The following is a 26,280-nucleotide window of genomic DNA, read 5'->3' as shown; positions in this document are numbered from 1 at the left end:
TGTTTATTTATGCTTCAATATTTCCATTCTTTACATCTTCAAATTCCTGCATGATCTCATCGCTGACCTTTGGTGTTGCAAGTGATACAACAACGATGAATACAAGGCTTACGATAAATCCAACCAGCAGGGAATATACGCCCGTATAGGCTGCCGGTGTCACATGAACGCCATCCAGCGTACAGCACTTAATATAATCCCAGATAATAACAGTGAGTCCGCCACTTGCCATACCGGCTGCTGCGCCTGCCAGATTCATACGTTTCCAGTAAAGCGACATCAGAATTGCCGGGCCAAATGCACTTCCAAGTCCTGCCCACGCATCGCTGACCAGATTCATGATGGAAGAGTTTGGATTCCATGCTATCACGATTGCAATGATTGCAACAACAAATACCGTTGCTCTTGCAATGAACAATACCTGCTTATCTTTCAATTTCTTGAAGAACACACCCTTGAACAGATCGTTTGCCACAGCGGATGAAGAAACAAGCAGCTGGGAATCCGCAGTTGACATGATTGCAGCCAAAATACCGCACAGCAACAGACCACCAATAAACGGCAGTGAATAATCCGACATAAAAAGCTTCTTGATCATCTCGATATAGACGTTCTCATATTGGGCGCCCTTGTTTGAAAGTACCATCGGATACAGGTATGCACGTCCAAGTACACCAATCACACAGGCAAGTACAAGTGAGATCAGTACCCAGACGATGGCGACCTTCTTGGACTTCGCAAGCTCCTTCTCATCGCGGACTGCCATGAATCGCACAAGAATATGCGGCATTCCGCAATAGCCAAGTCCCCATGCAAGCTGGGATGCAATGCTGATACCGGAGATTGGCTTACCATCCTGCATAAAGATATTCAGATAGTCCTTCGCGTCAACATCCAGACCGGAATTCACAAGATTCGGTACGATATTTCCGGTTCCAAGTACGATCACAACCAGAATCGGAACTGCCAGTACACCAACGAGCATCATCATACCCTGTACAAAGTCCGTTGTACACACAGCAAGGAATCCACCAAGGAACGTATAGATCAAAATAACGACCGCGCCCACAATCAATGCCTGATGATAATTCATCTTCGTGATAGAAGCAAACAATTTTCCTCCGGATGCAAACGCAGATGCAGAATATACCACAAAGAAAACTACAATAACGATTGCAGAAATCGTAATCAGGATATTATGCTTATCGCGGAAACGATTGCTCAGATACTCCGGAATCGTCATTGCGTTACCCGCCTTGATTGTATACCGGCGCAGACGGCCTGCGACAATCACCCAGTTTAGAATTGTACCAATCAAAAGGCCGATTGCAATCCATGCCTGATTTGCGCCAAATGCATAGACACAGCCAGGAAGTCCCATCAGCATCCATCCACTCATGTCAGATGCCTGTGCGGAAAGGGCTGTCACCCATCCTCCTAAGTTTCTACCTCCTAAGAAGTAATCATCCGAGCTTTTGTTTTTTCTCGCTGTAATAACACCAATTCCCAGCATGAAAATCATGTAAATTACAAATGCAAGTATTACCCATGTTGACATTTAATCTTTGGTCTCCATAAGAAACAGGTACCCATCTCCAATCGTTATGTGACCTTCCTCCTCTCTTAATTCATTGCTAAGTCCTATCGTCTCTCCCTTTCGGATTGACAGGTCATGTGCATTATATTTAAAACCTTTGAGGGTAATGCCCTTCACGCATTCGGAAAAGGGCAGTAAAGATATATAAGGTCCATACAGACTTTCTGCACGAACTATCTTTTCTTTTTCTATCAGAGATATCCGGTTATGCAGATCTAAGATCTCTGCATGGATTCCCTCCTGCTCACACGTAAAAAGCAATCCGAGGTTTCCCAATGTGTGATCGATTCTTGTGCCAGTTGCGCCAAGCAACAATGCACGTACAAATCCACGTTTTGCCGCCTCTAATACTGCAACATGTGTATCCGTGAAATCTTTTTCCGGATTCAATACAACACACTTTTCATGCACAACGGCATCAGGGCTTGTCACATATTTCGCTCTGATGCCGTCGTTTGCGGAATCAAAATCTCCAATTACCAGATCCGGTTCGATATCCAATTGTTCTAATACTTCCAGTCCCTTATCCACACCGATCACATATGGATGAACCGGATATCCATATGCGCCCTCATAAACGGCAGCAACCAAATCTTTGTCTGCAGAACCGCCTGTGACAATGAGACAATATTTGCTTTCAGATTTCATTTTTACATTCTGTCTATGCGTTCAGTTTCTCCATAAAGGCTGCAATATTTGCTTTCTTGTCACCCTTAAATACAGCTGAACCAGCAACTACAACATTCGCGCCAGCATCCAGTACATCCTGTACATTATCAACGGTAATTCCACCATCAACCTCAATCAGAAGTTCTGGATTCCGCTCCTCTGCCAGTGCCTTTACCTCCTGCAGCTTCGTAAGGGCGATCGGCATAAACTTCTGCCCGCCAAAGCCCGGATTCACACTCATGATCAGCACCATATCCACCTGATTGATATAATACTCTAACCAATGTACCGGTGTCTCCGGATTCACTGCGATTCCAACCTTCATTCCTGCTGCTTTTACTGCATCGATCGTCTCCTGCAAATCCTTACATGCTTCATAATGCACCGTAAGCATATCCGCTCCTGCATCTGCAAATGCATCAATATAACGAATCGGTTCATTGATCATCAGATGCACATCGAAATAGCTTTTTGTAATCTTCCGTATACATTTGATGACCGGTGGTCCAAAGGAGATATTCCGCACAAATGTACCATCCATAACATCCAGATGAAACCATTTCACACCTGCTTCATCTAATACCTTTGCATTTCGTTCAATGTGGTTAAAATCAATTGATAACAATGACGGTGAAAGAATATTCATACCTACCATCTCCTTTTATTTTTTAATTCCTCATATAACTGTACATAATTGTCATAGCGAAGCTTCGAAATTGTTCCCGCTTGTAATGCTTCCTTCACTAAGCACTCCGGCTCATGTATATGCACACAGCCATTAAACTTACAAAGACCGTTATAACTTTCAAATTCCCGAAAATATTCTTTCAGATCTTCCGGTTCTATATCTTCGATCACAAGAGAACTGAATCCCGGTGTATCCATGATATACGTGTCTTCTTCAATATAGATCAGCTCTGAATGTCTGGTTGTATGCTTTCCTCTCCGGATCTTCTCGCTCACGGCTCCGGTCTGCACCTGTGCCTGCGGATGCAATGCATTTAACATCGATGATTTTCCAACACCAGAAGGTCCCGCGAAGACACTTGTCTTACCCCGGATTGCTTCCCGGAACGCTTCGATTCCAATCTGCTCCTTCGCAACTGTAAGAAATACCCGATATCCTGCACCTGCATAAATATCACAGATTTCCTGAGCCTCCTGTTCACTGACCAGATCGGATTTGTTAAAGCAGATCAGTGTGTCAACACCCTGCTGTTCCATCATGATCAGAAACCGGTCCAACAGATTATAATTCGGTTTTGGATCTGCGAGAGCGAATACAATCACTGCCTGATCGACGTTTGCCACCGCCGGTCGGATCAGTAGATTCTCCCGTGGCAGAATCTCTACGATATTTCCCGTCTTATCCTGCTCACTGATAATCTCAATCTCCACATCATCGCCCACTGCCGGCTTGATCTTCTGGTTTCGAAAAGCACCCTTTGCTTTACACTCATATATAGTATTTACAGTATTATGTGGGTGGATATAATAAAATCCACCCACACCTTTCATAATCTTTCCCTGCATAGACTTTCCTATACTCTTCTATTCTTCCGAATAAGAAACATTCGGTGCCGGCACGGAGAATGAACTTGTCACATCGGTTCCACCCGCCAGAACGACAAAGCTTGCACTGCCTCCTTGCGATGACAGGTTTGGTACCGTAGCTGTTATGTTATATGAACCACCGGAAGTAACTGTAACTGTCTGCTCATACACAGCTCCACCATTGAACACTACCTGCACTGTAACAGCCGCTCCATCTAAAGCAGCATCGTTACATGTAATTGTTCCAGAAATACTTGCTGTATATTTCTTTTCCTTCTGCTCTGGTCCGTCACTGATTACAAAATCAACACTGTCGCCTTCTGTGACGGTCGTTCCTCTGGCTGGATTCTGACTGATAACCATACCTGCTGCTACGCTGTCACTATTTTCATGCGTCACATTTCCAGCATTAAGCTTCTTACTGGTCAGGGAATCTCTTGCCTGAGCCTCTGTAAGTCCGCCTAAATTTGGAACTTCCACTTCTTTCTTCTCAGAACCGTTGCTGACTGTCACAATAACCTTAGAACCCTTCGCTGCTTTGGTTCCACCAGCCGGTTCTGTCTTAATAACTTTATCTTTCTCTACATCATCGCTGTAATCGTATGCATGGCTGACTTCAAACCCGGCCTCCTGCAAAAGTGTTACAGCCTGTGCATCTTCATAATTTGTTACTTCCGGTACATCTACTTCTTCTGCACCGGCACTAACTTTCAGAACAATCTCCTGGTCTACAGGGATTGTTTGTCCCTCCTGAACGCTCTGATCAAAAACATAACCTTCCTGTGTCTTTTCATCTTCCACATGCTCTGTCTTAACATTTGTAAAACCTGCATCAGAAAGCATCTTCAATGCAGCATCTTCGGAAACTCCGGTTACACTGATCATCGCGATTGACTGTACCTGCTCCGTTGTGATCTTACTCTTATCGTCTTTTTTAGATCCAAATTTAAACCATCCAAGCACATTACCAAGTACGACGATAATGATAATTGCAATAATCACTGCCGTTGCCACACCTGCAATCGTCACTGCTTTCCGGATACCTGGATCGATATCATCCGGATCCTCTTCCTCTTCGATTTCATCGTCTTCATCATAATCCTGAACCTTCTTCAGATTACCTCGTTTTGGCTGTGGTTCCGGCTCATACTCCTCTTCCCACTCATCCTCGTCTTCCTGAAGAAGCTCGTTGATTCTGCCACTGTTTGCCTGTGGTGTAGAATTGTAGCCAATTGGACGAATCTCGCCCATCTCCTGTGATACAGGTGGATTATCATACGACTGGCTATACAAATCGCGGTTTGCACTTCCGTTCCGGATTGCCTGTACGTCTTCCTTCGTCCACTCCTGTGTTGGACTGTTTGTAATTGAAGTCGGCGCAACCACGATATCAATATTCGGATTGTTCTGTACGCGCTTCAAATCTGCAATTAAAGCACTTGCTGTCAGATATCTGCGTTCCGGTTTCTTCTGGGTAGCTTTCAGGATAATCTTCTCAAAGCTGGAATAAATATCCGGATAATACTGCCTCGGTGGAATCATTTCATTCTGGATATGCATCAGTGCAACTGAAACATTGTTATCCCCCTCAAACGGCACTCTTCCGGTTACCATCTCATACATTGTGATACCAAGTGAATAAATATCGCTACGCTCATCACTGTAACCGCCTCTTGCCTGCTCCGGTGATATGTAATGTACACTTCCCATCGCACCGGAAGTCAGTGTATTGCTGCTTGCCGCCTTTGCAATACCGAAATCTGTAACTTTGATATTTCCGTTTTTAGAAACAATAATATTCTGTGGTTTGATATCACGGTGAATAATATGATTTTCATGTGCTGCTTCCAATCCAGATGCAATCTGAATAGAGAAGTTGATGGCTGTCTCCATGTTGAGACGACCATTCTGCTCGATATACTGCTTTAATGTGATGCCCTCTACCAGTTCCATCACGATACAGTAGATTCCTTCATCGTCTACTACATCATATACATTTACAATGTTCGGATGTGTCAGTCCTGCTGAAGCCTGTGCCTCGATCCGGAACTTCGTCACAAAATTCTTATCGTTGCTAAACTCCGGCTTCAATACCTTGATTGCCACATTCCGGTTCAATCTGTGGTCTCTCGCCTTATATACGATGGACATTCCACCTGCTCCGACCACGTCCAAAATCTCATATCTATCACATAATATCATTCCTGGTTTTAACATGATTTCAACCCTTTCTGCTATATTCGTTCTCTACTCGGTCATCACTCTGCCGATATGATGATCACGGATATATTATCCGATCCACCATAGTAATTTGCCCGATCCACAAGCTCCTGTGTGATCCGGTCTAAATCGTCTTCCTCGGAAACAATATCCCTTATTTCGTCATCTTCGACCATGTTCGATAACCCGTCTGAGCATAACAGATATTTTTCTTCCGTGCTGATCTCTATCTCAAAAAAGTCCGGCATCATCTCATCTCTTGAGCCCATCGCTTTTGTGATAATGTTTTTCTCCGGATGATTGCGTCCTTTTTTCCGTTCCAGTTCACCTTTTCGAATCAGTTCCTCCACCAGGGAGTGATCCATCGTAATCTGGCGTATCTCGCCTCCGATTGCATACAATCTGCTGTCACCGACATTCGCCACATACAGCTTTCCGTCCTGTGCAACAGCCGCAACCATCGTCGTTCCCATCCCATTTAAATCGGGATCTGCACACGCCGCCTTATATATTTCATTGTTTACAAATAACATTGCCCGCTTTAACAGTGCTACCGGATTTTCTATTGTGGACTTCTCTATGAAATCCACTGTAATATCAATCGCCATCCTCGATGCTTTGTCCCCCGCGCGATGTCCGCCCATTCCATCTGCCACAATGTACAGATTCGGAAGTGGACCGACCGGAGTGTCACTGAAAAAAATACTGTCCTGATTGTTATTACGTTTGATCCCGGTATCCGTCTTTCCACTAGAATGCATGGGAATCCTCCTGATGATGAAACGCATATTTCCTTCGTAACTGACCACAGGCAGCGTCTATATCGCTACCCATACTCTTCCTTATTGTAGCATTTATATGATATTTTGCAAGAGTGGATTTGAATTTTTCGACTGAATCACTATCACTCCGCTCGTAATCACGTTCCTCTACCGGATTGATCGGAATCAGATTTACATGGCAATTCATGCCAGAAAGAAGCTTTGCCAGTTTTCCCGCCTGCTCCGCCGTATCATTCTTGCCCTTTACAAGGCTGTACTCAAAGGTCACCCTTCGTCCGGTCTGCCGGAAATATTCCCGGCAGGCATCCAATGTCTCTGCCAATGTGTACTGATGTGCAACCGGCATCAGTTCTTTCCGTTCCTCATCGCTCGGTGCATGCAGCGACAGGGCAAAGGTAATCGGAATATCCTCCTTTGCCAGATCATAGATGCGGGGCACGATTCCGCAGCTCGATACCGTAATATTTCTGGCACTCAGGTTATATCCATTCTCATCGATCAACAACCGTAAAAACCGGATCAGATTCTCATAATTATCCAGGGGTTCTCCGGTTCCCATCACAACTACATGACTGATCCGCTCTCCCGTGATCCGGCTCGTCGCATAGATCTGTTCAAGCATCTCTGACGCAGTCAGATTCCGTACCAGACCACCGATCGTTGACGCACAGAACCTGCACCCCATCCTGCAGCCAGCCTGTGATGAAATGCAGACCGAATTTCCATAATTATGACGCATAAACACAGTTTCGATCATCTGTCCATCCGACAAACGATACAAAAACTTGATTGTGCCATCTGCTTTCGATTCCTGACTCGTCTCTGCCTCGATATGCACAAAGCCTTCTTCGTCCATCTGTGCACGCAGTGACTTCGGCAGGTTCGACATATCCTCTGTCGATGCCACATACTTCTGATGCATCCACTGAAACACCTGTTTTGCCCGGAATTCCGGCTGTCCATGTGCTTTCATCCACTGTTCAATTTCTGTAAGGTACATTGATTTAATGTCCATTTAATATGACGCCACTCCTTTTATTTTCTGATTATCAAAGAGTTCTCATCTTTGTCTGCACAACACTGCATAATAAAATCCATCACAGGCATCTATTCCCTGTAAGAACTGTCGTTGTTCTTTTAATATATATTCCGGATGTTCCTTTAAGAACCTCTCCACCTGCAATATGTTTTCTTCTTTTGTAATCGTACAGGTGCTATACAAAAGCGTTCCATCCGCTTTCACGTAACGACAGGCGTTTTGCAGTATCATATGCTGCAATTCCACGAGTGACCTGATCTGATCCTCTGTCACCCGGTATTTGATATCATTCTTCCGTCCCATGATACCAAGTCCGGAACAAGGCAGATCGGCAATCACAACATCTGCTTTTTCTTCCTGTTCTGCCATATATTCTGTTGCATCCTGGCAATGGATTTCCACATTGGAAAGCTTTAATCGTTCCACATTTTCTTCGATCAGATCAAGCTTATCCTCCGCAATATCCATGGACAGCACATGCCCATTTCGGGCAAATTCTGCTGCCGCTGTCGTCTTGCCACCCGGTGCTGCACAGATGTCTAAGACAAAATCATCCGCCCTGATTCCTGCTGCCGCAACCGCACACATAGAGCTTTCATCCTGCACGGTAAAATATCCCTGCTTATAGCCGGGAATCTTATGTACGAAATCATACCCGGATAACCGCCATGCACCCTCATAATATGCACCATGCTCTACTGTGATTCCGGCTGCTTCCAGCCTTTTTTTATAGTCTGCTATCGTCTCTCCGTTCGCTTCCATCCGTTGCCGATTCAAACGAATGCTTGTCTTTCGCTCTGTAAATGCAGACTTCAAAATCGTCTCTGTATCCTTTGCGCCATACTGCACAGTCAGTTTTTCCACCAGCCAGAGCGGTGTCGCTGTCATTACCGACAAATATTTTGCCGGTTCTTTCTTCTGATCTGGATATGTGATTTTTTCTTTTTCCCGTGCAATCGTACGAAGCACGCCATTTACAAACCCGGAAAGTCCAGCAAAGCCATGTTTTTTCGCAAGCTTCACACATTCGTTGCATGCCGCTGAATCCGGTACACTGTCCATAAACAGGATCTGGTAACACCCCATCCGAAGCAGGCATGCAATCACCGGCTTGCACTTTTTAACTTTTGTTTTGGAATACTGATCGATCACATAATCCAACCGCAGCTTCATCTCGGTGACGCCCTCGACCAGTCTGGATAAAAAGGCGCGTTCTACCTTATCGGTAAACTGATTTTTTCGAAGCGCATTTCCAAGTGCCTGATTGGAAAATGTCTGATTTGTCTCTATATCGAGCAACACCGTCAGTGCCACGTCTCTTGTATCCATGTGCTTCTCCTTTTCTAATTCACAGTCATTCCTGCCTTTAACGGATTACCATTCAGATAGGCAGCCGTATCCATCGGCTTTTTGCCCTCCGGTTGCAGGTTCTGAATCTGCAATGCATCTGTTCCACATGCAATCACAAAATATTTCTTCGCAGTCTCTACGATCTCTCCCGGTGCAAAGGTCAGAGTCTGTTCCGCTTTTGCCTGCACCTCGGCTTTATATGCCTCATCCACAGCTACAACCTTTGCTTTATAAATCTTTACATTCTTACCATCAATCTCTGTGTATGCACATGGCCACGGATTCAGTCCCCGGATGAGCCGTTCCAGTTCTTCTGCCGGTTTTGAGAAGTCCATTCTTCCCATTTCTTTCGAGAGCATGGATGCATAGCAGCTTAGCGAATCATCCTGCTTTGTGCGTGTTGCTGTATGATTTTCAAGTCCGGTGAGTGTCTCAAGGATCAAAGCTGCTCCTGCCGTAGCCAGCTTGTCATGCAATGTGGCTCCGGTATCCTCCGGTGTGATAGCGACCTCGACCTTGTCAATCATATCTCCGGTATCCAGTCCCTTTTCCATATACATCGTTGTGACACCTGTCACTGTTTCTCCGTCAATGATTGCCCGTTCAATCGGAGCTGCCCCACGATATTTCGGAAGCAGTGATGCATGGATATTGATACATCCATATGGCGGAATCGATAAAATGCTTTCCGGCAGAATCTGTCCATATGCAGCCACGACAATCACATCCGGCTTGTATGACCGAAGCGTCTCTACCATCTCTGCCTCCCGTACCTTTTCCGGCTGATAGACTGGTATGTCATATTCCTGTGCTTTCACCTTGACCGGTGTTGGCACCAGCTTCCGGTTTCGTCCCTGTGGTTTGTCCGGCTGTGTCACAACCGCCACCACCTCATGTTCTTTCACAATTGCCGAAAGCGCAATGGCTGCAAACTCCGGCGTTCCCATATATATGATTCTCATGTTCTACCTCCATGTTCTGGTCTCTCGCACACGTGGATTTTTACTGTTCCGGATCAACAGGCTCTACTTTGTAAAGTCCATCCTCCACCTTGTCCTTGTACAAAATTCCATCCAGATGATCCAGTTCATGACAGATGGCACGTGCCAGCAGTCCTTCGCCCTCGATCTGTCGAAGCTGCATATCCTCATCATACGCCTCACAGATGACATGATTCGGTCTTGTCACAGTTCCCTGCAATCCAGGCAGACTCAAGCATCCTTCTTCACCGGTCTGCTCGCCATCCGCCTCGATAATTTTCGGATTGATCAACGTATAGGCATTATCATCTCCAATATCAATCACGACGATGCGCTTTAATATACCAACCTGTGGTGCAGCCAATCCCACACCATTTGCCTCATACATCGTGTCATACATATCGTCAATCAAAGTCTGCAAACGTGGTGTCATCTTCTCAATCGGTTTACAAACCTTTCTCAACACATCATCACCATCTAAACGTATTTTTCTTGTTGCCATAACGCCCTCCATATTTTCTATATTGCCTGTTTTAACATACCGTCATCGGATTCACATCTACTGTAATCGTCACACCCTCGCAGCTGCATGTGTCAATATAGTCACGTAGCGTGGTGATCGCGCCAAGCCCCGGTGCCTTAATATAAATCACATAGCGGTATTCGTCGTTGATTTTTCCAATTGCCGCTTCACCCGGGCCAATGATCCTGGTATGTGTAAACTGTAATGTATTTAATTTCTCTTTTAAATCGCGGCTCAGGATTCCTGCATAGCTTTCCACGTTTCCTTTGGACTCGCCTGTCAGCAGAACCTGCAGCATATCATAGACCGGCGGATACCGGAGCATCCGCCGGTATGCCATCTCCATATCATAAAATACCCTGTAGTCCTGATTCGCAGCCGCCGCAATCGCATAATGCTCCGGCTGGTATGTCTGGATCACTACCGAACCCTCTTTATCACCACGGCCGGCACGCCCTGCTGCCTGTGTCAGCAGTTCAAATGTCCGTTCACCTGCCCGGTAATCATTCGCATACAGGGACAGATCTGCCAGTATTACACCGACCAGTGTCACATTGCTGTAATCATGCCCCTTCACGATCATCTGGGTTCCGATCAGCATATCTGCCTTTCCTTCCGAAAACTGCTTCAATATACGGGCACCGGCATCTTTCCGCATCGTTGTGTCACGATCCATACGCAATGTCTTAATCCCGGGAAACAGTTTTTTTATCTCTTCTTCGACTTTCTCTGTTCCTGTTCCAAACCCGGCGATCATATTGGACCCGCAAGACGGACATTGTTTCGGCATCGCCATCGAATACCCGCAATAATGACACACCAGCTGTCTTTGTGCCTGAAACGTCTGTTGATGATACGTCAGTGCCACATCACATTTTGGACATTTGATTGCTTCTCCACATGCCCGGCACGATACAAAGCTGTTAAATCCGCGCCGGTTGATAAAAAGCATCATTTGTTCTTTCTTTGCAAGCCGGTCCTGTATCTTCGCATACAGATTCCGGCTGATGATGCTTCGGTTTCCCTTTCGCAGCTCATCCCGTAAATCGACAACTTCAATCTGCTGTGCTTTCACGCCATCCGGCCGGCTGTTTAATTCCCATAATACATAGCGTCCGGTCTCAGCCTGTGCATAGCTTTCCACACTCGGTGTCGCTGAGCCAAGTATCACACTGGCTTCCTCCAGCTCTGCACGCTTCATTGCAACATCCCGTGCATGATATTTCGGTGCCTGATCACTCTTAAACGCAGCGTCATGTTCCTCATCTATCACTATCAGTTTCAGGTTCGGAAATGGTGTGAACAGTGCTGATCTCGGTCCGATTACAACATCGGCCTCGCCCTCTTTTGCCCTGCGGAACTGCTCGTATTTTTCTCCCTTGCTCTGTTTGGAATTCACAAAGGCAACCCGCGTGCCAAAATGCTTCCGAAACCGTGCGAGTGTCTGATACGTCAACGATATTTCCGGAATCAATACGATAGCCTGTCCGCCATCCCGTATGACCTCTTTGATACACTGAATGTAGACCTCTGTTTTTCCACTGCCGGTTATCCCGTGCAGCAAATATGTCTTTCGCACTTCATTCTGATAATTCTCTGCAAACGCATCCACCAACGCCTGTTGCGCATCATTCAGTGTTACAAACTCCCAGTTTTTATCAGAAAGCACTGTCTCTTCTATCTTCTGTGCCGTTTTACGCACCGTCTGTTTTACCGGCATAACCGTCTGCAATGCCTGATTCATTGTCGTACCATACGTCTCACGCATCCATGCGGCAAGCTGAATCAGTTTTCCCTCGATCGGCAGTCCTTTCTGCGGAACTTCGACAATCTCTTTGATCTTGTCCGGCTCATAGGAAGGAGTCTCTGTGATGCCGATCACATACCCATGCCGGCGTGCGTTTCCTTTCCCAAACGGGACCGTTACCAGACTTCCAATCTGTACCTGTGATTCCAGTGCTTCCCCGATCCGGTACTGAAACACCCGGTCGATCGCACTATGCGAAATATCGATTATTATATCCGCATATGTCTGTGACATCCTCTTCCTCCAAAATCTCACAAATCAGTTCACGTTCATCCATATGGTGCTTTACTCCATGGATTTCCTGATAATCCTCATGTCCTTTTCCTGCAAGCACAACCACGTCGCCTTCCTTTGCATGCAGGATTGCATAGCGGATTGCCTCTTTTCGATCTGCAATCTTCACATATGCCCCCGTTGTCTTCTTCATGCCTGTCTCAATATCGTCCATAATCGCAAGCGGTTCCTCGTCTCTTGGATTATCACTTGTAATAATTGTAAAATCCGCCATAGTTCCAGATACCTCACCCATCTCAAACCGACGGTCTCTGGATCGGTTTCCTCCACATCCAAACAAAGGGATCAGACGTTTTGGATTATATGCACGCAGTGCTGTGAGCAGACTTTCAAGTGCCATAGCATTGTGTGCATAATCGATCATCAGGGTAAATGCATCCGAAATCGGGATCATTTCCACACGTCCGCGCACCTTCACTTCTTTCAATATGTTCTGAATATCCGCAACTGAAACCTGTAACAAATCTGCAACAGCAATGGCAGCCAGAGAATTATGGACAGAAAACTCCCCCGGCAGATCTACTACAATCTTTGCCTCCAGTTTTCCAGACAGGGTATACTGGATTCCAAGCACACCTTTTTCTCTATATAACTCCACATTCTGTGCCCGATAATCGGCATCCGTTTGTTCACCATAGGTCACTTTCTCACAGGTTGCATGTTCCATCATATATCCGGCATTTGCATCATCCACATTAAAGATGCCGGTCTTGCAGAGCGTAAACAGCTTTGCTTTCCAGTCACGATATTCCTCAAAGCTTGCATGTTCATTTGGTCCGATATGATCTTTCGACAAATTGGTAAAGATGCCATAATCAAAGGATACACCTGCCACGCGATCAAGCATCAGTCCCTGGGAGGATACTTCCATTGCAACCGCCTGACAACCATTATCCACCATATCTCTCAGATATTTATGTAACAGCATAGACTCTGGTGTTGTATTGTTCGCAGGAATCCGCTGCTTTCCATCCATAATCTCAATGGTGCCGATCAGTCCGGTTTTAATTCCGGATCGCTCCAGCATCTCCCGAATCATATAAGTTGTTGTCGTCTTGCCTTTGGTTCCGGTCAGTCCAATTACCTTCAGCTTTTCAGAAGGCTTTCCATAAAAAGCGGAACTGATCATACCCATGGCATACCGCGTATTTTCCACCCGGATGACTGTGACCGTATCCGGCACAGCAACCGGCTTTTCCACTACGATAACCGCAGCTCCTTTTTCGGCTACATCCTGTACATATTTATGTCCATCCGATACCGCTCCGGAGATACAGAAAAACAGATCGCCCGGCTGTACTTTCCTTGAATCATTGCGGATATCGTGAAATGAGATACCGGTGCTTCCCTGCAATACCTCAAATTTAAGTCCCTGTAATACTTCTGATAATTTCATATCTTACCTCCATATAAGATATACATGAAAAGTAAATAAGGCTACAGCATTTGTTCTGCAGCCTTTGAAGCCCTTATGGGTTTTACTCGTCATCACCGACAATTTTTACTTTTCCGCTATACAATTCCTCAACTGCCGTTGAAAGCGGTTTTCCACTTGCAGACTTTACCAGTGGTTCTGCACCATCAATAATCTGTCTTGCTCGCTTTGCAGTTGCCATAACTACGGAATAACGGCTCTGAACAACCGGCTGTTCTCCTGGTTCTACGTCGCTGTTAATTACTTCCATTAACTCTGTGTAAGATGGATGTATCATTGTCTATATCTCCCTTCCTATAAAGCTTTCAGCTCATTTTTAATTTCTTCCATAAATTCCAGATTATTTTCACGCAGACATTTTCTGCCTACAATAATCGAGTGTACGCTGTGTACACATGTATCTAAATCGTCGTTTACAACGATATAGTCATATTGCTGCATATCCTCGGATTCCTCTACCGCCCGCTGCATACGTTTGTTGATGACTTCCTCACTCTCAGTGCCACGTCCTGCCAGACGTTCTCGAAGTCCCTTCGCACTCGGTGCTGTAATAAATATAAGAATCGCATCCGGATATTGTTCCCGGACATTCATGGCGCCCTGCACTTCGATTTCCAAAATCACATCGTGACCTTTCGCCATCTCATCCTCTACAAATTTTCTTGGGGTACCATAATAATTTTCCACATACTGTGCCCACTCGATAAATCCATTATAATCAATCAGATTCCGGAATTCATCTACGGATTTGAAATAGTATTCTCTTCCATCTACTTCTCCCTCACGCGGAGCACGTGTTGTCGCCGACACCGACAGGCTGTAACCATACTCGGCAACCATCTTCTTGACAACGGTACCTTTTCCAACGCCGGAGAATCCGGAAATAACGATCAAAGAACCTTTCTTTGCCATAATATATCTGGTTCCTCCTACTCTATATTCTGTATCTGTTCACGAACCTTTTCAATCTCTGTCTTCAGATCAATCCCTCTGTCCGCAATAATCAGGGAATTGGCTTTGGACAAAATCGTATTTGCCTCCCGGTTCATCTCCTGTACAATGAAGTCCAGCTTTCTGCCGACTGCACCACCCTCGGTCAGGATTTTGATTGTACTGTCAATATGGCTTCTGAGCCGTACAACCTCCTCGTCCACGCAAACCTTGTCCGCATACATTGTAACTTCTGCTGCAATACGCTGCTCATCAATCTGCGTATTGATTGCAAGCTCGTCCACCTTCTCGATCAGTCTTGTCTTATAGTCTTCAATAATCTGTGGGGATTTTTCCTCGATATATGCTACGATTTCTGACATTGCAGAAAGCTTGGCAAGCAGATCTCTCTTCAGATTCTCACCCTCACGAATACGGGATTCTACAAACTTCTCTGCTGCTTCCCGCACAACGCCCTCTAAATGCGACCAGATCTCATTTTCATCCACAGACTGTTCCTCAAGTGTAAATACCTCGGGGAATCTTCCAATCACTGCCGGCTTCACATCCGACTGTAATCCGAAATCATCAACCATACTGTTCAGGTATGTGATATATTCAGATGCAATGTCTTTGTTATATTTGACACATACGTTGGATTTCGTGTAATCCTCATATGTGATAAATACATCTACTTTTCCACGCTGAATGTATTCTTTCAGGCAGTTTCGAATATCTGTCTCAAAATAATTCAGTTTCTTGGGCAGCTTCACATTCATATCACAGAATCTGTGATTAACTGCCTTGATCTCTACGACGATCTTTCGATCCTCGTTTACCTGTTCGCCTCTTCCGAAGCCTGTCATACTCTTTATCACGATAGTCTCCTGTTAATTCCTGTTTCCAAATAAAAATAATGCAGATTATCGTTTCTCTTTATCACTGAACGATAATCTACATTATTATAGTATAGGACCCCTTAAAAATCAAGGTGTTTTGATGTTTAATTTCACGTTTTAAGCTTCTGCAATCCCATGAATATCCGGTTCGATACTCATCGAATAATTTGTATGATAAATCACAAATCCCGGTTTTGCTTTCGGTGGTTTCTTCAGATTCTTTTTCGTCGTATAGTCAATCTCCACCTTTGGTGCTTCCTTACCGGTTGAGTAATATGCTGCAAGCCTTGCTGCTTCCTCATAGGTGTGGTCCGGAATCTCCGTCTCGCCATTCGTCTTGACAATCACATGAGAACCAGGCATCTGTTTCGCATGAAACCACAGATCATTCCCCTCTGCGAACTTAAATGTCAGCTCCTCATTCTGGAAATTATTCTTCCCTACATACATATGGTAGCCGTCACCGGATATATAATGCAATGGTTTTGCTTTCGCCTGTTTCTTCTGCTTGCTGCGGTCAATTCTGCCACGCACATAACCACTTTCGATAAGCTCCTGCTTGATCTCCTGCAGATCGTTTTCCGTCTTCGCAATTTCCAGTGAGTTCTGGACAGAAAGCAGATAGTCAAGTTCTTCCTTCGACTCTACCGTAAGCTCCATCAATGCTTCATAGGTACGCTTCAGCTTGTTGTATTTGTTGAAATACCGCTTTGCATTTTCCATCGCTGACTGTTCCGGATCAAGAGGAATCGTTATGGTTTCGCCGTCATAGTAATTCTCACAGGTGATTTCTTTATCCCCCGGCTTGCAGGAATATCCGTATGCGGTCAGCAGTTCTCCATACACTTTGTATTTTTCACGCTTCTCTGTATCCTTCAATTGTGACCGCTGCAGATCATATTTTTTTGCCGTCCGCTCAATTGCATTACTGACGATCTTTCTAAGATCGGTAGACCGTTGCCGGATCCGCGTCACTACACTCTTCGCCTGATAATATTCTTCAATGACTGGAGACATCGACGTAAATGCTTTCAATCCATCGGTATCTTTGTTTGGAAGGTTCTCTTCCTGTGCTCCGTACATCGTCAATGTGCACGCTGCAAATTCCTTTGGTGCATAACCCTGATAAGCGATACACGGTGCAAACTGTTCTTCTTTTATGCTCTGGCGCATTGCATCAAACGTAGCATATAAAGATTCCTGCTCCCGCATCGAAAGTCCCGCTGTACTCATTCCACCATCGACACCTGCCCGGTAACAGATTTCATTTGCAATTACCGGTGATAGCCCTGTCAGGGATGTATAGATTGCTTTCGTCACCGATACCGGCTTGCGCAGGACATGATTCATAAAATAGTTGATATCAATGTCTAACGGATTCTCCTTCTCCTGTGCCGGTGGATATACATACGTTCTTCCCGGTAACACCTCCCGCACAGAGCTTACCTGATGGGATATATGTTTAATACTGTCAATGATCGTGCCATCCGCATCTGTGAAGATGATATTGCTGTGCTTACCCATGATCTCAACGATCAGTTTCTTCCGGCACAGGTCTCCCATCTCATCAAGATGTTCTAACTCCATCTCTATAATCCGTTCAAAGTTCGGCTGTGTCACGGACAGGATACGTGCATTTCCAATATGTTTCCGAAGCAGCATGCAGAAATTCGGTGCTGTCGTCGGATTCTCCTTTGTCTGCCCGGTCAGATAAATAAGGGGCAGGCTGGCATCCGCAGAAATCACCAGACGACTGGTTGTGTTGCCCTGTTCTGTCCGGTTTTTCACGACCAGGCACAGTTCGTCCACTTCCGGCTGATATATTTTATAAATACGTCCGCCTGTCAGATTCTTCTTTAGTTCGCTGACGATCGCAGATACGGTTACTCCGTCAAATGCCATTTTCTTACTCCTTTTCATTCCAATAATCACAATCATAATCACGAAACACACTATGATTTGCATATATGGCTGCATCGTTGTCTGACTATATAAGATGTATTGAAATCAAGAAGTTCTAAGATGTTCTGATTCACAAGCTAAACAACGCACGCAACCACCGCCAATTCGCCATCCATGGCTCAGTGGCGGTTTGTTTGAACATCGTGTTCAAACATTGCTGTTTATTTACAGAACATCAAGAACTTCTAAATTCCAAACATATTTATATTGTCAGACAACGATGCAGACACATAAAAGCAAATCATAGTCCGTTTCGTAAGCTACTTTCTAAAATTGCAATCACATAATATCAAAAATGCATGTCAATGTAAATGCGCATATATCATGCACATTACATCTGACATGCATTTTGACCACCTTATGTGATTATATTAGATCAACAATCCAAGCAGATCATTGCTTCGTTTTACAAATGCTGTCATCTTCTCGGCGGAGAGTGGCTTGTTGGCAAGGACAGCCAGATCATAAAGCTGGTTGCAGATCATATCCTTGTACTCTCCCTCCGGGTTATCCAGGATGTATTTTACAAGCTTGTTGTTTGAATTTAAGACAAGTGTCTCTGCCTCACCTGCACCAAACATAGCAGGATCCATGCCATCCATATTGTACGCACGCATCATCTCCATCATACGACGTGAATCCTCAGATACAGTCAGGACAGAAGATACATTCTCGTTCTTCATGCTCTCGACTTTGACTACAAGCTTGTCATTTCCGGTTGCTTTCTTGAATGCCTCGGAAAGCTTATCTGTATATTCCTTCGTCTGCTCTTCTGTCAGCTTCTCACCTACGAAATTATCGGCAAGATCTGCATCAATACGCAGGAACTTCACATTTTCATTTTTACCTTCGAGGTGTGTGATGTATGGGTTATCAATGTTGTGTGTCAGATAAACCGCATTCATGCCCTCTTCCTTGAACATGTTGATATACTGGGACTGTGCCACTTCATCGGAGATATAAAATACTTTGTTCTCGTATTTCTCCTTGCCCTCTTCAAGGTATTCCGGAAGTGTGATGTACTTGCCGTTGATGTCCTTAAAGAGCATATAATCTGTCATCTTGTCACAGAACTTCTCATCCTTCAGGCAGCCAAACTTGATGAATGGGCTTAAATCATCCCAATACTTCTCATAATCATCCTTGTTATTCTTGTACATGCCAGCCAGCTTATCGGCGACTTTCTTCGTAATGTAATCAGAGATCTTCTTGACAAATCCATCATTCTGCAATGCGGAACGGGATACATTCAGTGGCAGATCCGGACAATCAATGACGCCCTTCAACAGAAGCAGGAATTCTGGAATGACTTCCTTGATATTATCTGCGATGAATACCTGATTATTATATAACTTAATCGTACCCTCTAACTGGTCATACTGTGTATTGATCTTCGGGAAGTACAAAATACCCTTTAAGTTAAATGGATAATCCATATTTAGGTGAATCCAGAAGAGTGGCTTCTTGAAGTCTAAGAACACATGCTGATAGAAATCAATGTACTGCTCGTCCGTACAATCCTTCGGGTTGCGCATCCAGAGAGGATTCGTATCATTTAAAGGTTTTCTCTCTTCTTTCTTTTCTTCTGTGGCATCCTCTTTCTTTTCTTCTGCCTCATCCTTCTTCGGTGCATCACCGACAAGCTCATCCTCCTGTGTCGTATCGACCTCGATCACCTTGTCCTTTTCCTTCTTCTCGGCTTCCTTCTTGGCAGCCTCTTCCTCTTCCTTATCCTCATTGATAAAGTAGATGTTGTATGGCATAAATGCACAGTACTTCTGGATGACTTCCTTCACACGGTACTCATTTGCATACTCTAAGCAATCCTCATTCAGATACAATGTGATAGCTGTACCACGGATATCGTCGTCGCTCTCACTCATCGTGTAATTCGTTCCGCCGTCGCACTCCCAATATACCGGCTTTGCACCTTCCTTGTAGGAGCATGTCTCGATTGTTACCTTATCCGCAACCATAAATGCGGAATAAAAACCAAGTCCGAAGTGTCCGATGATCTGCTCATCGCCAGACTTATCCTTATATTTATTGATGAAGTCCGTTGCACCGGAAAATGCAATCTGATTGATATATTTGTCAAGTTCTTCCTCTGTCATACCAAGACCATTATCCACAAATGTCAAAGTCTTATCCTTGGCAGAAGCATACACCTCAATCTTATACTCCTCGCCTTCGACTTCCTCATATTCGCCCATCACCGCAAGCTTCTTTAATTTTGTGATTGCATCACAGCCGTTGGAAATCAGCTCCCGGATGAAAATATCCTGGTCTGAATAAAGCCATTTCTTAATAATCGGAAAAATGTTGTCACTGTTAATTGATAAATTACCCTGTCGTTCCATGTTTTATTACCTCCTAATAACCAATACAAGCCTGCTGTCCTTTCCTGCAGACTTATTTTTTACGATTGTGTATTTCATAAATAAGATAATAATACCTGGAAATATGAATGTCAAGGAAAAATTAGCACTCATTTTTATTGAGTGCTAATAATTCTACTTTAAATATAATATTTCTTGATTGTGTCATCCCAGACATGTTCCAACGTCTTGTCCATCGTAAATATCTTCAAAGAGGTTCCGGTTGTCACAGATAGCGCTTCATGTTCATAGACAACGTTCATAAACAACGCGCTCACATCCTCCTCTTTGACCGGCAGATTGTTCATTTCCAACAGACGACTGATATTCTCCCGGTTGAACATCAGGATAATCTTGAAACCGATTGGCAGCCGCTCCCCTTTGAGAAATGAATACACGGTTGCCTTGATATCCTTCCATTCAATATATTCCGGCAGATCCACCTGTGCCTCCGTATCAAAATAGTCACGGTTCAGCCTGCCATTTACATAATAATCAAGCTTCGTTTTCACCCGTGCCTCGTACAGATAAAAGCTGTCGTATTTTCCCTTTTCAAACAGCTCTTTTATATATTCTGCTTTTTCTTCTATCTCGACTATCTCCATCTTCTACCTCTGATTCAAATAAATCGTTACCAGATCATATGCGCCGTAAGGTTCTTCCGTATACTGAAAATACTGCACGGCACCCACATCCTGCATAAAGGAATAATCAAAGTCCTTCGTATAATCAGTCACAACAACCTCAATTGTGCCTGTACTGTTTCGTAACGCCTGATTTCTGATCAGTGTGCGGAATGCATCGCTGTCACAGATCAGATTGTTTTGTTCATAATAATTATAATCCGTACTGTCGCACGCCGGAAATGCTTCCTGCTTCCAGTCATGTCTGTCATCCATGATCGCATCCGTGACATTGAAATACTCATGCCCGGCAAATACACCACGATCCGGAAGTGGATCGTCCCATGTGGCATCCACCTGATACCAATTTCCATCCAGACACACCTGATTCCATGCATGGAGTTCATTATCCGCCGTTCCGGTTACAATCTGATTCTCAATTCCAACGCATGTCATAAGCAGTGCCATTGCCTCCGCATATCCATTGCACACGGCTTTGTTCTGCACCAGGGCACCGTATGCCCGATAAGCATAATCCTTTGAGGATTCCACATACCCATACTGACAATGCACCACGATGTAATCATGGATTGCAAGCTCTTTTTCATAGTCTGTCATATCCGGCTTGATAATCTGCTTTAACACCGCTTCCACTTTATCATACAGCTTGTAGGCAAGTGCATGATCGGATGGAATTGCAGCGTTATTCACATATTTCTGCCATACATAATAGTTATCTGAGATTTCATATTGAAACCGGATCCGCATGCCGTCCCGGCTTTTTTCTGTCACCATATACTGGTCGACCATGCCGTTCATACTGCACAGGTTCTCATTGATATTGGAAATATCGCTCTCCGAAATTCCGGATATATAAAAATTACCATGCGTCTTTCCTTCATTGATCTGCTCTGTGACCATCTGTGTCAGTTCTTCCATACTGTACGCAGTTTCATCCGGATGCAGATACGAACCGATGCGGAAATTGTAAAAGTAAAACACAAGGATCACAGCCACCACAAGCACCGGAAAGATAATGTGCATTTTTTCCTTTTTTTGCTTCATTTAATGCTTGCTCCTGTCTTTTTCTTCCTCGTCAGACTCATCATCTTTTCCATTTCCACCTTTGCCTATCATGATCAATACAACCATCAATACGATGGAAACGATCAGGCAGATGGCTACCAAAAGTGGTTTGCCGCTGTCACCGGTTGCGATTATATTTGCAAGAATTGCGCTCATAATTATCTCCTTATCCTGACAACTGTGAAACAGCTATACGATGAACATATATTTCAATCTGATTCATTCGATATACAATGTATTGAAACCAAGTAGTTCTAAACGTTCTGTATCACATATTCTAATCATACGCCACCGCCGTCAATTCGCCATCCATGGCTCAATGACGGCTTGTTTGAACATCGTGTTCAAACATGGCTGCTTCTATTCACAGAACATTAAGAACTACTAAGTTTCAAACATATCGTATATCTGTATGAAACCGATTGAAATATATAATATACTTTGTTCTCTCTGTTTCGCAGTTGTCTCGTATATGACTATAATATTATGTAAATCATTCTAATGTATATAAAGATAAATCGCAACCTTTTTTCGCGTTTGTCTTGTCGGTTCTTGGGATTTGTTGTATATTATATTTCAAACATTAAATACCTGTAAATATTTACAATATCTTTGGCATATAGCACAAATCAATCCCTTGTTATGTGCCTTAGCACAACGCAAATTATTTACAGAAGATAAAGCGAGGTAGATTATGGCACAGTTATGGGGCGGTCGTTTCACAAAGGAGACAGACCAGTTAGTATATAATTTTAATGCTTCGATTAGTTTTGATCAGAAGTTCTACAAGCAGGACATCCGCGGCAGCATCGCACATGTGACAATGCTTGCAGCAAGCGGTATCCTGACTGATGCGGAACGCGATCAGATTATCGATGGTTTAAACGGCATCCTTGCCGATGTAGAAAATGGAACACTGGAGATATCTTCTAAATATGAGGATATTCACAGCTTCGTCGAAGCGAATCTGATTGACCGAATCGGCGATGTCGGCAAGAAGCTTCACACTGGACGTTCGAGAAATGATCAGGTGGCACTCGATATGCGCCTGTATGTACGTGATGAGATTCTCGAAGTCAAGAAGCTCCTCGTGTCACTGATGAAAGAGCTTCACATTTTAATGAAAGAAAACGTAGATACCTATATGCCAGGCTTTACACATCTGCAGAAAGCACAGCCTGTTACATTTGCTCACCATGTCGGTGCATATATGGAGATGTTCAAACGTGATTACAGCCGTATGACCGATATCTATACACGTATGAACTATTGTCCGCTTGGTGCAGGTGCACTGGCTGGAACAACATATCCACTGGATCGTGACCTGACTGCCAGCCTTCTGGATTTTGCCGGTCCAACCTTAAACAGTATGGATTCAGTTTCTGACCGTGACTATGTGATTGAGATGCTTTCCGCATTCTCTACGATCATGATGCATCTGTCCCGTTTCTCTGAGGAGATCATCATCTGGAACTCCAACGAGTACCAGTTTGTAGAGTTAGATGATGCATACAGCACCGGAAGTTCAATCATGCCACAGAAGAAGAATCCGGATATCGCCGAACTTGTCCGCGGTAAGACCGGGCGTGTATATGGCGCACTAATGTCCATTCTCACAACGATGAAGGGTATTCCTCTTGCATATAATAAGGATATGCAGGAGGACAAGGAACTTACCTTCGATGCGATTGATACCGTCAAAGGATGTATCGCTTTGTTCACAGGCATGATTTCTACGATGAAGTTAAACAAGCCTGTCATGGAGAAAAGTGCCATGAACGGATTTACAAATGCTACCGATGCGGCTGATTATCTGGTTAATCACGGTGTTCCGTTCCGTGATGCGCATGGTATCGTTGGTCAGCTTGTACTCTACTGCATCGAGCATGATAAATCCCTGCTCGATATGTCCATCGACGAGTATAAAGCAATCAGCCCGGTATTCGAGGATGACATCTACGATACGATCAGCCTGAAGACTTGTGTCAGCAAGCGAAATACGATTGGCGCACCGGGTGAGGAAGCTATGAAGCAGGTGCTCGCGATCAATGAAGCATACTTAGAAAAACTATAATAAATACGTAAATGCGAAACATGTTGATTACTCGAGATATATCAGAATACAATTTCTACGCAGACGCGCTCTCGCTCACTTCCACACGCAGCGGTACTAAACTCACTGCTATGCAGTTCGTTAAGTGCCGGCGTGTTACAATGGTCTGCTTAAGAATTTGTATTCTGATACATCTCTATCTACTATATTCGTTTGTTTCGCATTTACTTACATGTTGAAGTTTTTTGTTATATATTCGAATTTTTAAAAAAGGAGTTAAACCTTATGAATAAGACAACAAAGGCGAAGTATGACCTCGCGACGCGCATGTTGAAAGTGGATATTTCGGTAGATGAAGTGGCACTGATGTCCGGACTCACGGTTGATGAGATTGAGAAGTTAAAGGCCGGGATTGAGCCGGAAGAGATTATTGACGAGGCAGCTTTCGCGGAGAAAGCTCTGAAAGGCAAGGACAAGTAATGCGCAAGTGAAACAGAACCTGATAGATGTTTCTGATTTTTCTTTTGTTTCACAATCATCATAAAAAGAAAGCGATTCGATGAAAATCAAATCGCTTTCTTTTTATATATTACTTCTTACACCTGCTCGTACAGTCTCTGATAGATCTCTGCGGAATTAGACCAGCTGTAGTTCTGCTGCATCGCACATTCCTGCATACATTCCCAGGCATTCTTCTTGTCGAAGTATACCTGCTTTGAGTAGTTGATCGTATTCAGTAACTCATGTGCGTTGTAGTTTGCGAATGAGAATCCGGTTCCGCTTCCCTCAAATTCATTGTATGGAATAACCGTATCCTTAAGTCCGCCCGTCTCTCTTACGATAGGCAGTGTGCCATAACGAAGTGCCATCAGCTGCGTCAGCCCACATGGCTCGAAGCGCGATGGAACCAGCATCGCATCACACGCTGCATACATCTTGTGCGACAATTCGTCTGAATAATAAATATTCGCAGATACCTTTGCCGGATGGATGCCCTGATAATAACGGAACATATCTTCATAACGGCGTTCGCCGGTACCAAGTACAACAAACTGTGTCCCGTCCGTACATATATCATTCATAACACGGTCAACCAGATCTAAGCCCTTCTGGTCTGTCAGTCTGGAGATAATACCGATCATATAAGCGTTCTTATCTTCCGGAAGTCCGAGTTCCTTCTGCAACGCAAGCTTATTTGCCACCTTGTTCTTGCGAAAGTTCTTCAATGTGTAATTCTTATAAATCTTCTTATCTGTAGCCGGATCGTAATCCTTGTAATCGATACCATTTACAATCCCCCACAGGCTCTGGTTTCTCGCGCGGAGCAAACCGTCTAATCCTTCACCATAATAAGGCGTCTGAATCTCCTGTGCATACGTATTCGATACCGTTGTAATCTTATCTGCGTAAACAAGACCACCCTTGAGCATACTTGCATCCTTGTCAATCTCCAGCTTATCCGGTGTGAACAGATAATCCGGAAGTCCGGAATACTCCTGTACGGTCTTGATATCCCATCTTCCCTGGAACTGCAGGTTGTGGATCGTCATAACCGACTTCATACCGCTATAAAATGGATTGTCTGCAAACAATGTCTTCAAATATACCGGAACCAGTCCTGCCTGCCAGTCATGGCAATGCACGATGTCCGGCTGGAATCCGATACTTGGCAGGATAGAAAGCGCTGCCTTGCTGAAATAGCAGAACTTCTCGATATCCCATTTCATATCATCACTGTAAATATTGAAACCATTAAAATAATATTCATTGTCAATAAAGTATACCGGAACACCCTCATATTCCAGATACATAACCCCTACATACTGCTGCTTCCAGCCAATATCCATATGAAAATGCGTCAGGTAACGCATCTTCTCCTTGAATTTTGCCGGCAGGCACATATAATTCGGAATGATGACACGCACGTCATACTCCTTTTTATCAAATATCCTCGGCAGTGTACCAACAACATCTGCAAGTCCGCCAGTCTTGATAAATGGTACGCACTCCGATGCAATATAAGCCACTTTCTTCATGTTTTTTGTCCTCCCATATCCGACTCTAAAAGTCTCGTAACAAAGTTACTTTAATTTTAGCAT

Annotated in this window: 23 protein-coding genes; 2 read left to right on the top strand and 21 right to left on the bottom strand. The window is 44.2% G+C overall.

What is annotated here, in order from left to right:
• Window positions 1-7 precede the first annotated feature (7 nt).
• The 20 genes from putP to ACZQK9_RS09395 all read right to left on the bottom strand — a co-directional run bounded on the left by putP (window position 8) and on the right by ACZQK9_RS09395 (window position 22,284).
• The gene (gene putP, locus ACZQK9_RS09490; RefSeq protein WP_483270420.1) at window positions 8-1,558 is read right to left on the bottom strand and encodes a sodium/proline symporter PutP; all 1,551 of its coding nucleotides are present in this window, start codon (window positions 1,556-1,558) and stop codon (window positions 8-10) included.
• Window positions 1,559-2,245 (bottom strand): thiamine diphosphokinase, encoded by a 687-nt coding sequence (locus tag ACZQK9_RS09485; RefSeq protein WP_216506410.1) that lies wholly within the window; start codon window positions 2,243-2,245, stop codon window positions 1,559-1,561.
• A 13-nt stretch (window positions 2,246-2,258) separates the two neighbouring features.
• Entirely contained in the window at window positions 2,259-2,912 is a 654-nt protein-coding gene (gene rpe, locus ACZQK9_RS09480; protein ID WP_483270419.1) for a ribulose-phosphate 3-epimerase, read from the bottom strand.
• 2 nt (window positions 2,913-2,914) lie between these two features.
• Window positions 2,915-3,799, bottom strand: a complete 885-nt coding sequence (rsgA, locus tag ACZQK9_RS09475; RefSeq protein WP_216506406.1) for a ribosome small subunit-dependent GTPase A — start codon at window positions 3,797-3,799, stop codon at window positions 2,915-2,917.
• A gap of 18 nt (window positions 3,800-3,817) precedes the next feature.
• Window positions 3,818-6,037, bottom strand: coding sequence for a Stk1 family PASTA domain-containing Ser/Thr kinase (gene pknB / locus ACZQK9_RS09470; protein ID WP_483270418.1), 2,220 nt, complete (start codon window positions 6,035-6,037; stop codon window positions 3,818-3,820).
• Between the two features lie 41 nt (window positions 6,038-6,078).
• A complete protein-coding gene (locus ACZQK9_RS09465) occupies window positions 6,079-6,801 on the bottom strand; it encodes a Stp1/IreP family PP2C-type Ser/Thr phosphatase (protein ID WP_178017562.1) in 723 nt (240 codons plus the stop codon).
• The gene (rlmN, locus tag ACZQK9_RS09460; RefSeq protein WP_483270417.1) at window positions 6,791-7,837 is read right to left on the bottom strand and encodes a dual-specificity RNA methyltransferase RlmN; all 1,047 of its coding nucleotides are present in this window, start codon (window positions 7,835-7,837) and stop codon (window positions 6,791-6,793) included. Before rlmN ends, ACZQK9_RS09465 begins: the two co-directional genes overlap by 11 nt.
• A 45-nt stretch (window positions 7,838-7,882) precedes the next feature.
• Window positions 7,883-9,190: a 16S rRNA (cytosine(967)-C(5))-methyltransferase RsmB gene (gene rsmB / locus ACZQK9_RS09455; protein WP_483270416.1), complete on the bottom strand. Its 1,308-nt coding sequence runs from the start codon at window positions 9,188-9,190 to the stop codon at window positions 7,883-7,885.
• A gap of 14 nt (window positions 9,191-9,204) precedes the next feature.
• Window positions 9,205-10,173: a methionyl-tRNA formyltransferase gene (fmt, locus tag ACZQK9_RS09450; RefSeq protein WP_178017565.1), complete on the bottom strand. Its 969-nt coding sequence runs from the start codon at window positions 10,171-10,173 to the stop codon at window positions 9,205-9,207.
• Window positions 10,174-10,213: 40 nt separating this feature from the next.
• On the bottom strand, window positions 10,214-10,693 hold the full coding sequence (gene def, locus ACZQK9_RS09445; RefSeq protein ID WP_178017566.1) for a peptide deformylase: 480 nt from the start codon (window positions 10,691-10,693) through the stop codon (window positions 10,214-10,216).
• A 31-nt stretch (window positions 10,694-10,724) separates the two neighbouring features.
• Window positions 10,725-12,755 (bottom strand): replication restart helicase PriA, encoded by a 2,031-nt coding sequence (gene priA / locus ACZQK9_RS09440; RefSeq protein WP_483270415.1) that lies wholly within the window; start codon window positions 12,753-12,755, stop codon window positions 10,725-10,727.
• Entirely contained in the window at window positions 12,712-14,211 is a 1,500-nt protein-coding gene (locus ACZQK9_RS09435) for a UDP-N-acetylmuramoyl-L-alanyl-D-glutamate--2,6-diaminopimelate ligase (RefSeq protein WP_483270414.1), read from the bottom strand. The genes priA and ACZQK9_RS09435 overlap by 44 nt, the downstream gene beginning before the upstream one ends.
• An 82-nt stretch (window positions 14,212-14,293) precedes the next feature.
• Window positions 14,294-14,527, bottom strand: a complete 234-nt coding sequence (rpoZ, locus tag ACZQK9_RS09430; RefSeq protein WP_178017569.1) for a DNA-directed RNA polymerase subunit omega — start codon at window positions 14,525-14,527, stop codon at window positions 14,294-14,296.
• A 17-nt stretch (window positions 14,528-14,544) separates the two neighbouring features.
• Window positions 14,545-15,162, bottom strand: coding sequence for a guanylate kinase (gene gmk / locus ACZQK9_RS09425; protein WP_178017570.1), 618 nt, complete (start codon window positions 15,160-15,162; stop codon window positions 14,545-14,547).
• A gap of 17 nt (window positions 15,163-15,179) precedes the next feature.
• A complete protein-coding gene (locus ACZQK9_RS09420) occupies window positions 15,180-16,058 on the bottom strand; it encodes a YicC/YloC family endoribonuclease (RefSeq protein ID WP_483270413.1) in 879 nt (292 codons plus the stop codon).
• 138 nt (window positions 16,059-16,196) lie between these two features.
• Window positions 16,197-17,981: an Rqc2 family fibronectin-binding protein gene (locus ACZQK9_RS09415; RefSeq protein WP_483270412.1), complete on the bottom strand. Its 1,785-nt coding sequence runs from the start codon at window positions 17,979-17,981 to the stop codon at window positions 16,197-16,199.
• A 431-nt stretch (window positions 17,982-18,412) separates the two neighbouring features.
• The gene (gene htpG / locus ACZQK9_RS09410) at window positions 18,413-20,401 is read right to left on the bottom strand and encodes a molecular chaperone HtpG (RefSeq protein WP_483270411.1); all 1,989 of its coding nucleotides are present in this window, start codon (window positions 20,399-20,401) and stop codon (window positions 18,413-18,415) included.
• Window positions 20,402-20,559: 158 nt separating this feature from the next.
• Window positions 20,560-21,024, bottom strand: coding sequence for a DUF5721 family protein (locus ACZQK9_RS09405; protein WP_483270410.1), 465 nt, complete (start codon window positions 21,022-21,024; stop codon window positions 20,560-20,562).
• 3 nt (window positions 21,025-21,027) lie between these two features.
• Entirely contained in the window at window positions 21,028-22,107 is a 1,080-nt protein-coding gene (locus ACZQK9_RS09400) for a transglutaminase domain-containing protein (RefSeq protein WP_178017575.1), read from the bottom strand.
• Window positions 22,108-22,284: a hypothetical protein gene (locus ACZQK9_RS09395; protein WP_178017576.1), complete on the bottom strand. Its 177-nt coding sequence runs from the start codon at window positions 22,282-22,284 to the stop codon at window positions 22,108-22,110.
• A gap of 538 nt (window positions 22,285-22,822) precedes the next feature.
• Between ACZQK9_RS09395 and argH the strand changes: the two genes are divergently transcribed.
• Together argH and ACZQK9_RS09385 are read left to right on the top strand one after the other, a co-directional pair.
• Entirely contained in the window at window positions 22,823-24,202 is a 1,380-nt protein-coding gene (argH, locus tag ACZQK9_RS09390) for an argininosuccinate lyase (RefSeq protein WP_483270409.1), read from the top strand.
• Window positions 24,203-24,466: 264 nt separating this feature from the next.
• Window positions 24,467-24,661, top strand: a complete 195-nt coding sequence (locus ACZQK9_RS09385) for a hypothetical protein (protein ID WP_216506383.1) — start codon at window positions 24,467-24,469, stop codon at window positions 24,659-24,661.
• Between the two features lie 116 nt (window positions 24,662-24,777).
• Here the strand turns inward: ACZQK9_RS09385 and glgA are convergent, their stop codons facing one another.
• Window positions 24,778-26,217, bottom strand: coding sequence for a glycogen synthase GlgA (gene glgA / locus ACZQK9_RS09380; RefSeq protein ID WP_483270408.1), 1,440 nt, complete (start codon window positions 26,215-26,217; stop codon window positions 24,778-24,780).
• Window positions 26,218-26,280: the final 63 nt, after the last annotated feature.

The organism is Wujia sp. (assembly GCF_056872695.1).
This window is presented reverse-complemented; position numbering and strand designations above follow the sequence as displayed.

Bases quoted from the DNA above. Each gene is read 5' to 3' on its own strand.
- putP (WP_483270420.1), bottom strand. From the start codon at position 1,558: ATGTCAACATGGGTAATACTTGCATTTGTAATTTACATGATTTTCATG.
- ACZQK9_RS09485 (WP_216506410.1), bottom strand. From the start codon at position 2,245: ATGAAATCTGAAAGCAAATATTGTCTCATTGTCACAGGCGGTTCTGCA.
- rpe (WP_483270419.1), bottom strand. From the start codon at position 2,912: ATGAATATTCTTTCACCGTCATTGTTATCAATTGATTTTAACCACATT.
- rsgA (WP_216506406.1), bottom strand. From the start codon at position 3,799: ATGCAGGGAAAGATTATGAAAGGTGTGGGTGGATTTTATTATATCCAC.
- pknB (WP_483270418.1), bottom strand. From the start codon at position 6,037: ATGTTAAAACCAGGAATGATATTATGTGATAGATATGAGATTTTGGAC.
- ACZQK9_RS09465 (WP_178017562.1), bottom strand. From the start codon at position 6,801: ATGCATTCTAGTGGAAAGACGGATACCGGGATCAAACGTAATAACAAT.
- rlmN (WP_483270417.1), bottom strand. From the start codon at position 7,837: ATGGACATTAAATCAATGTACCTTACAGAAATTGAACAGTGGATGAAA.
- rsmB (WP_483270416.1), bottom strand. From the start codon at position 9,190: ATGGATACAAGAGACGTGGCACTGACGGTGTTGCTCGATATAGAGACA.
- fmt (WP_178017565.1), bottom strand. From the start codon at position 10,173: ATGAGAATCATATATATGGGAACGCCGGAGTTTGCAGCCATTGCGCTT.
- def (WP_178017566.1), bottom strand. From the start codon at position 10,693: ATGGCAACAAGAAAAATACGTTTAGATGGTGATGATGTGTTGAGAAAG.
- priA (WP_483270415.1), bottom strand. From the start codon at position 12,755: ATGTCACAGACATATGCGGATATAATAATCGATATTTCGCATAGTGCG.
- ACZQK9_RS09435 (WP_483270414.1), bottom strand. From the start codon at position 14,211: ATGAAATTATCAGAAGTATTACAGGGACTTAAATTTGAGGTATTGCAG.
- rpoZ (WP_178017569.1), bottom strand. From the start codon at position 14,527: ATGATACATCCATCTTACACAGAGTTAATGGAAGTAATTAACAGCGAC.
- gmk (WP_178017570.1), bottom strand. From the start codon at position 15,162: ATGGCAAAGAAAGGTTCTTTGATCGTTATTTCCGGATTCTCCGGCGTT.
- ACZQK9_RS09415 (WP_483270412.1), bottom strand. From the start codon at position 17,981: ATGGCATTTGACGGAGTAACCGTATCTGCGATCGTCAGCGAACTAAAG.
- htpG (WP_483270411.1), bottom strand. From the start codon at position 20,401: ATGGAACGACAGGGTAATTTATCAATTAACAGTGACAACATTTTTCCG.
- ACZQK9_RS09405 (WP_483270410.1), bottom strand. From the start codon at position 21,024: ATGGAGATAGTCGAGATAGAAGAAAAAGCAGAATATATAAAAGAGCTG.
- ACZQK9_RS09400 (WP_178017575.1), bottom strand. From the start codon at position 22,107: ATGAAGCAAAAAAAGGAAAAAATGCACATTATCTTTCCGGTGCTTGTG.
- ACZQK9_RS09395 (WP_178017576.1), bottom strand. From the start codon at position 22,284: ATGAGCGCAATTCTTGCAAATATAATCGCAACCGGTGACAGCGGCAAA.
- argH (WP_483270409.1), top strand. From the start codon at position 22,823: ATGGCACAGTTATGGGGCGGTCGTTTCACAAAGGAGACAGACCAGTTA.
- ACZQK9_RS09385 (WP_216506383.1), top strand. From the start codon at position 24,467: ATGAATAAGACAACAAAGGCGAAGTATGACCTCGCGACGCGCATGTTG.
- glgA (WP_483270408.1), bottom strand. From the start codon at position 26,217: ATGAAGAAAGTGGCTTATATTGCATCGGAGTGCGTACCATTTATCAAG.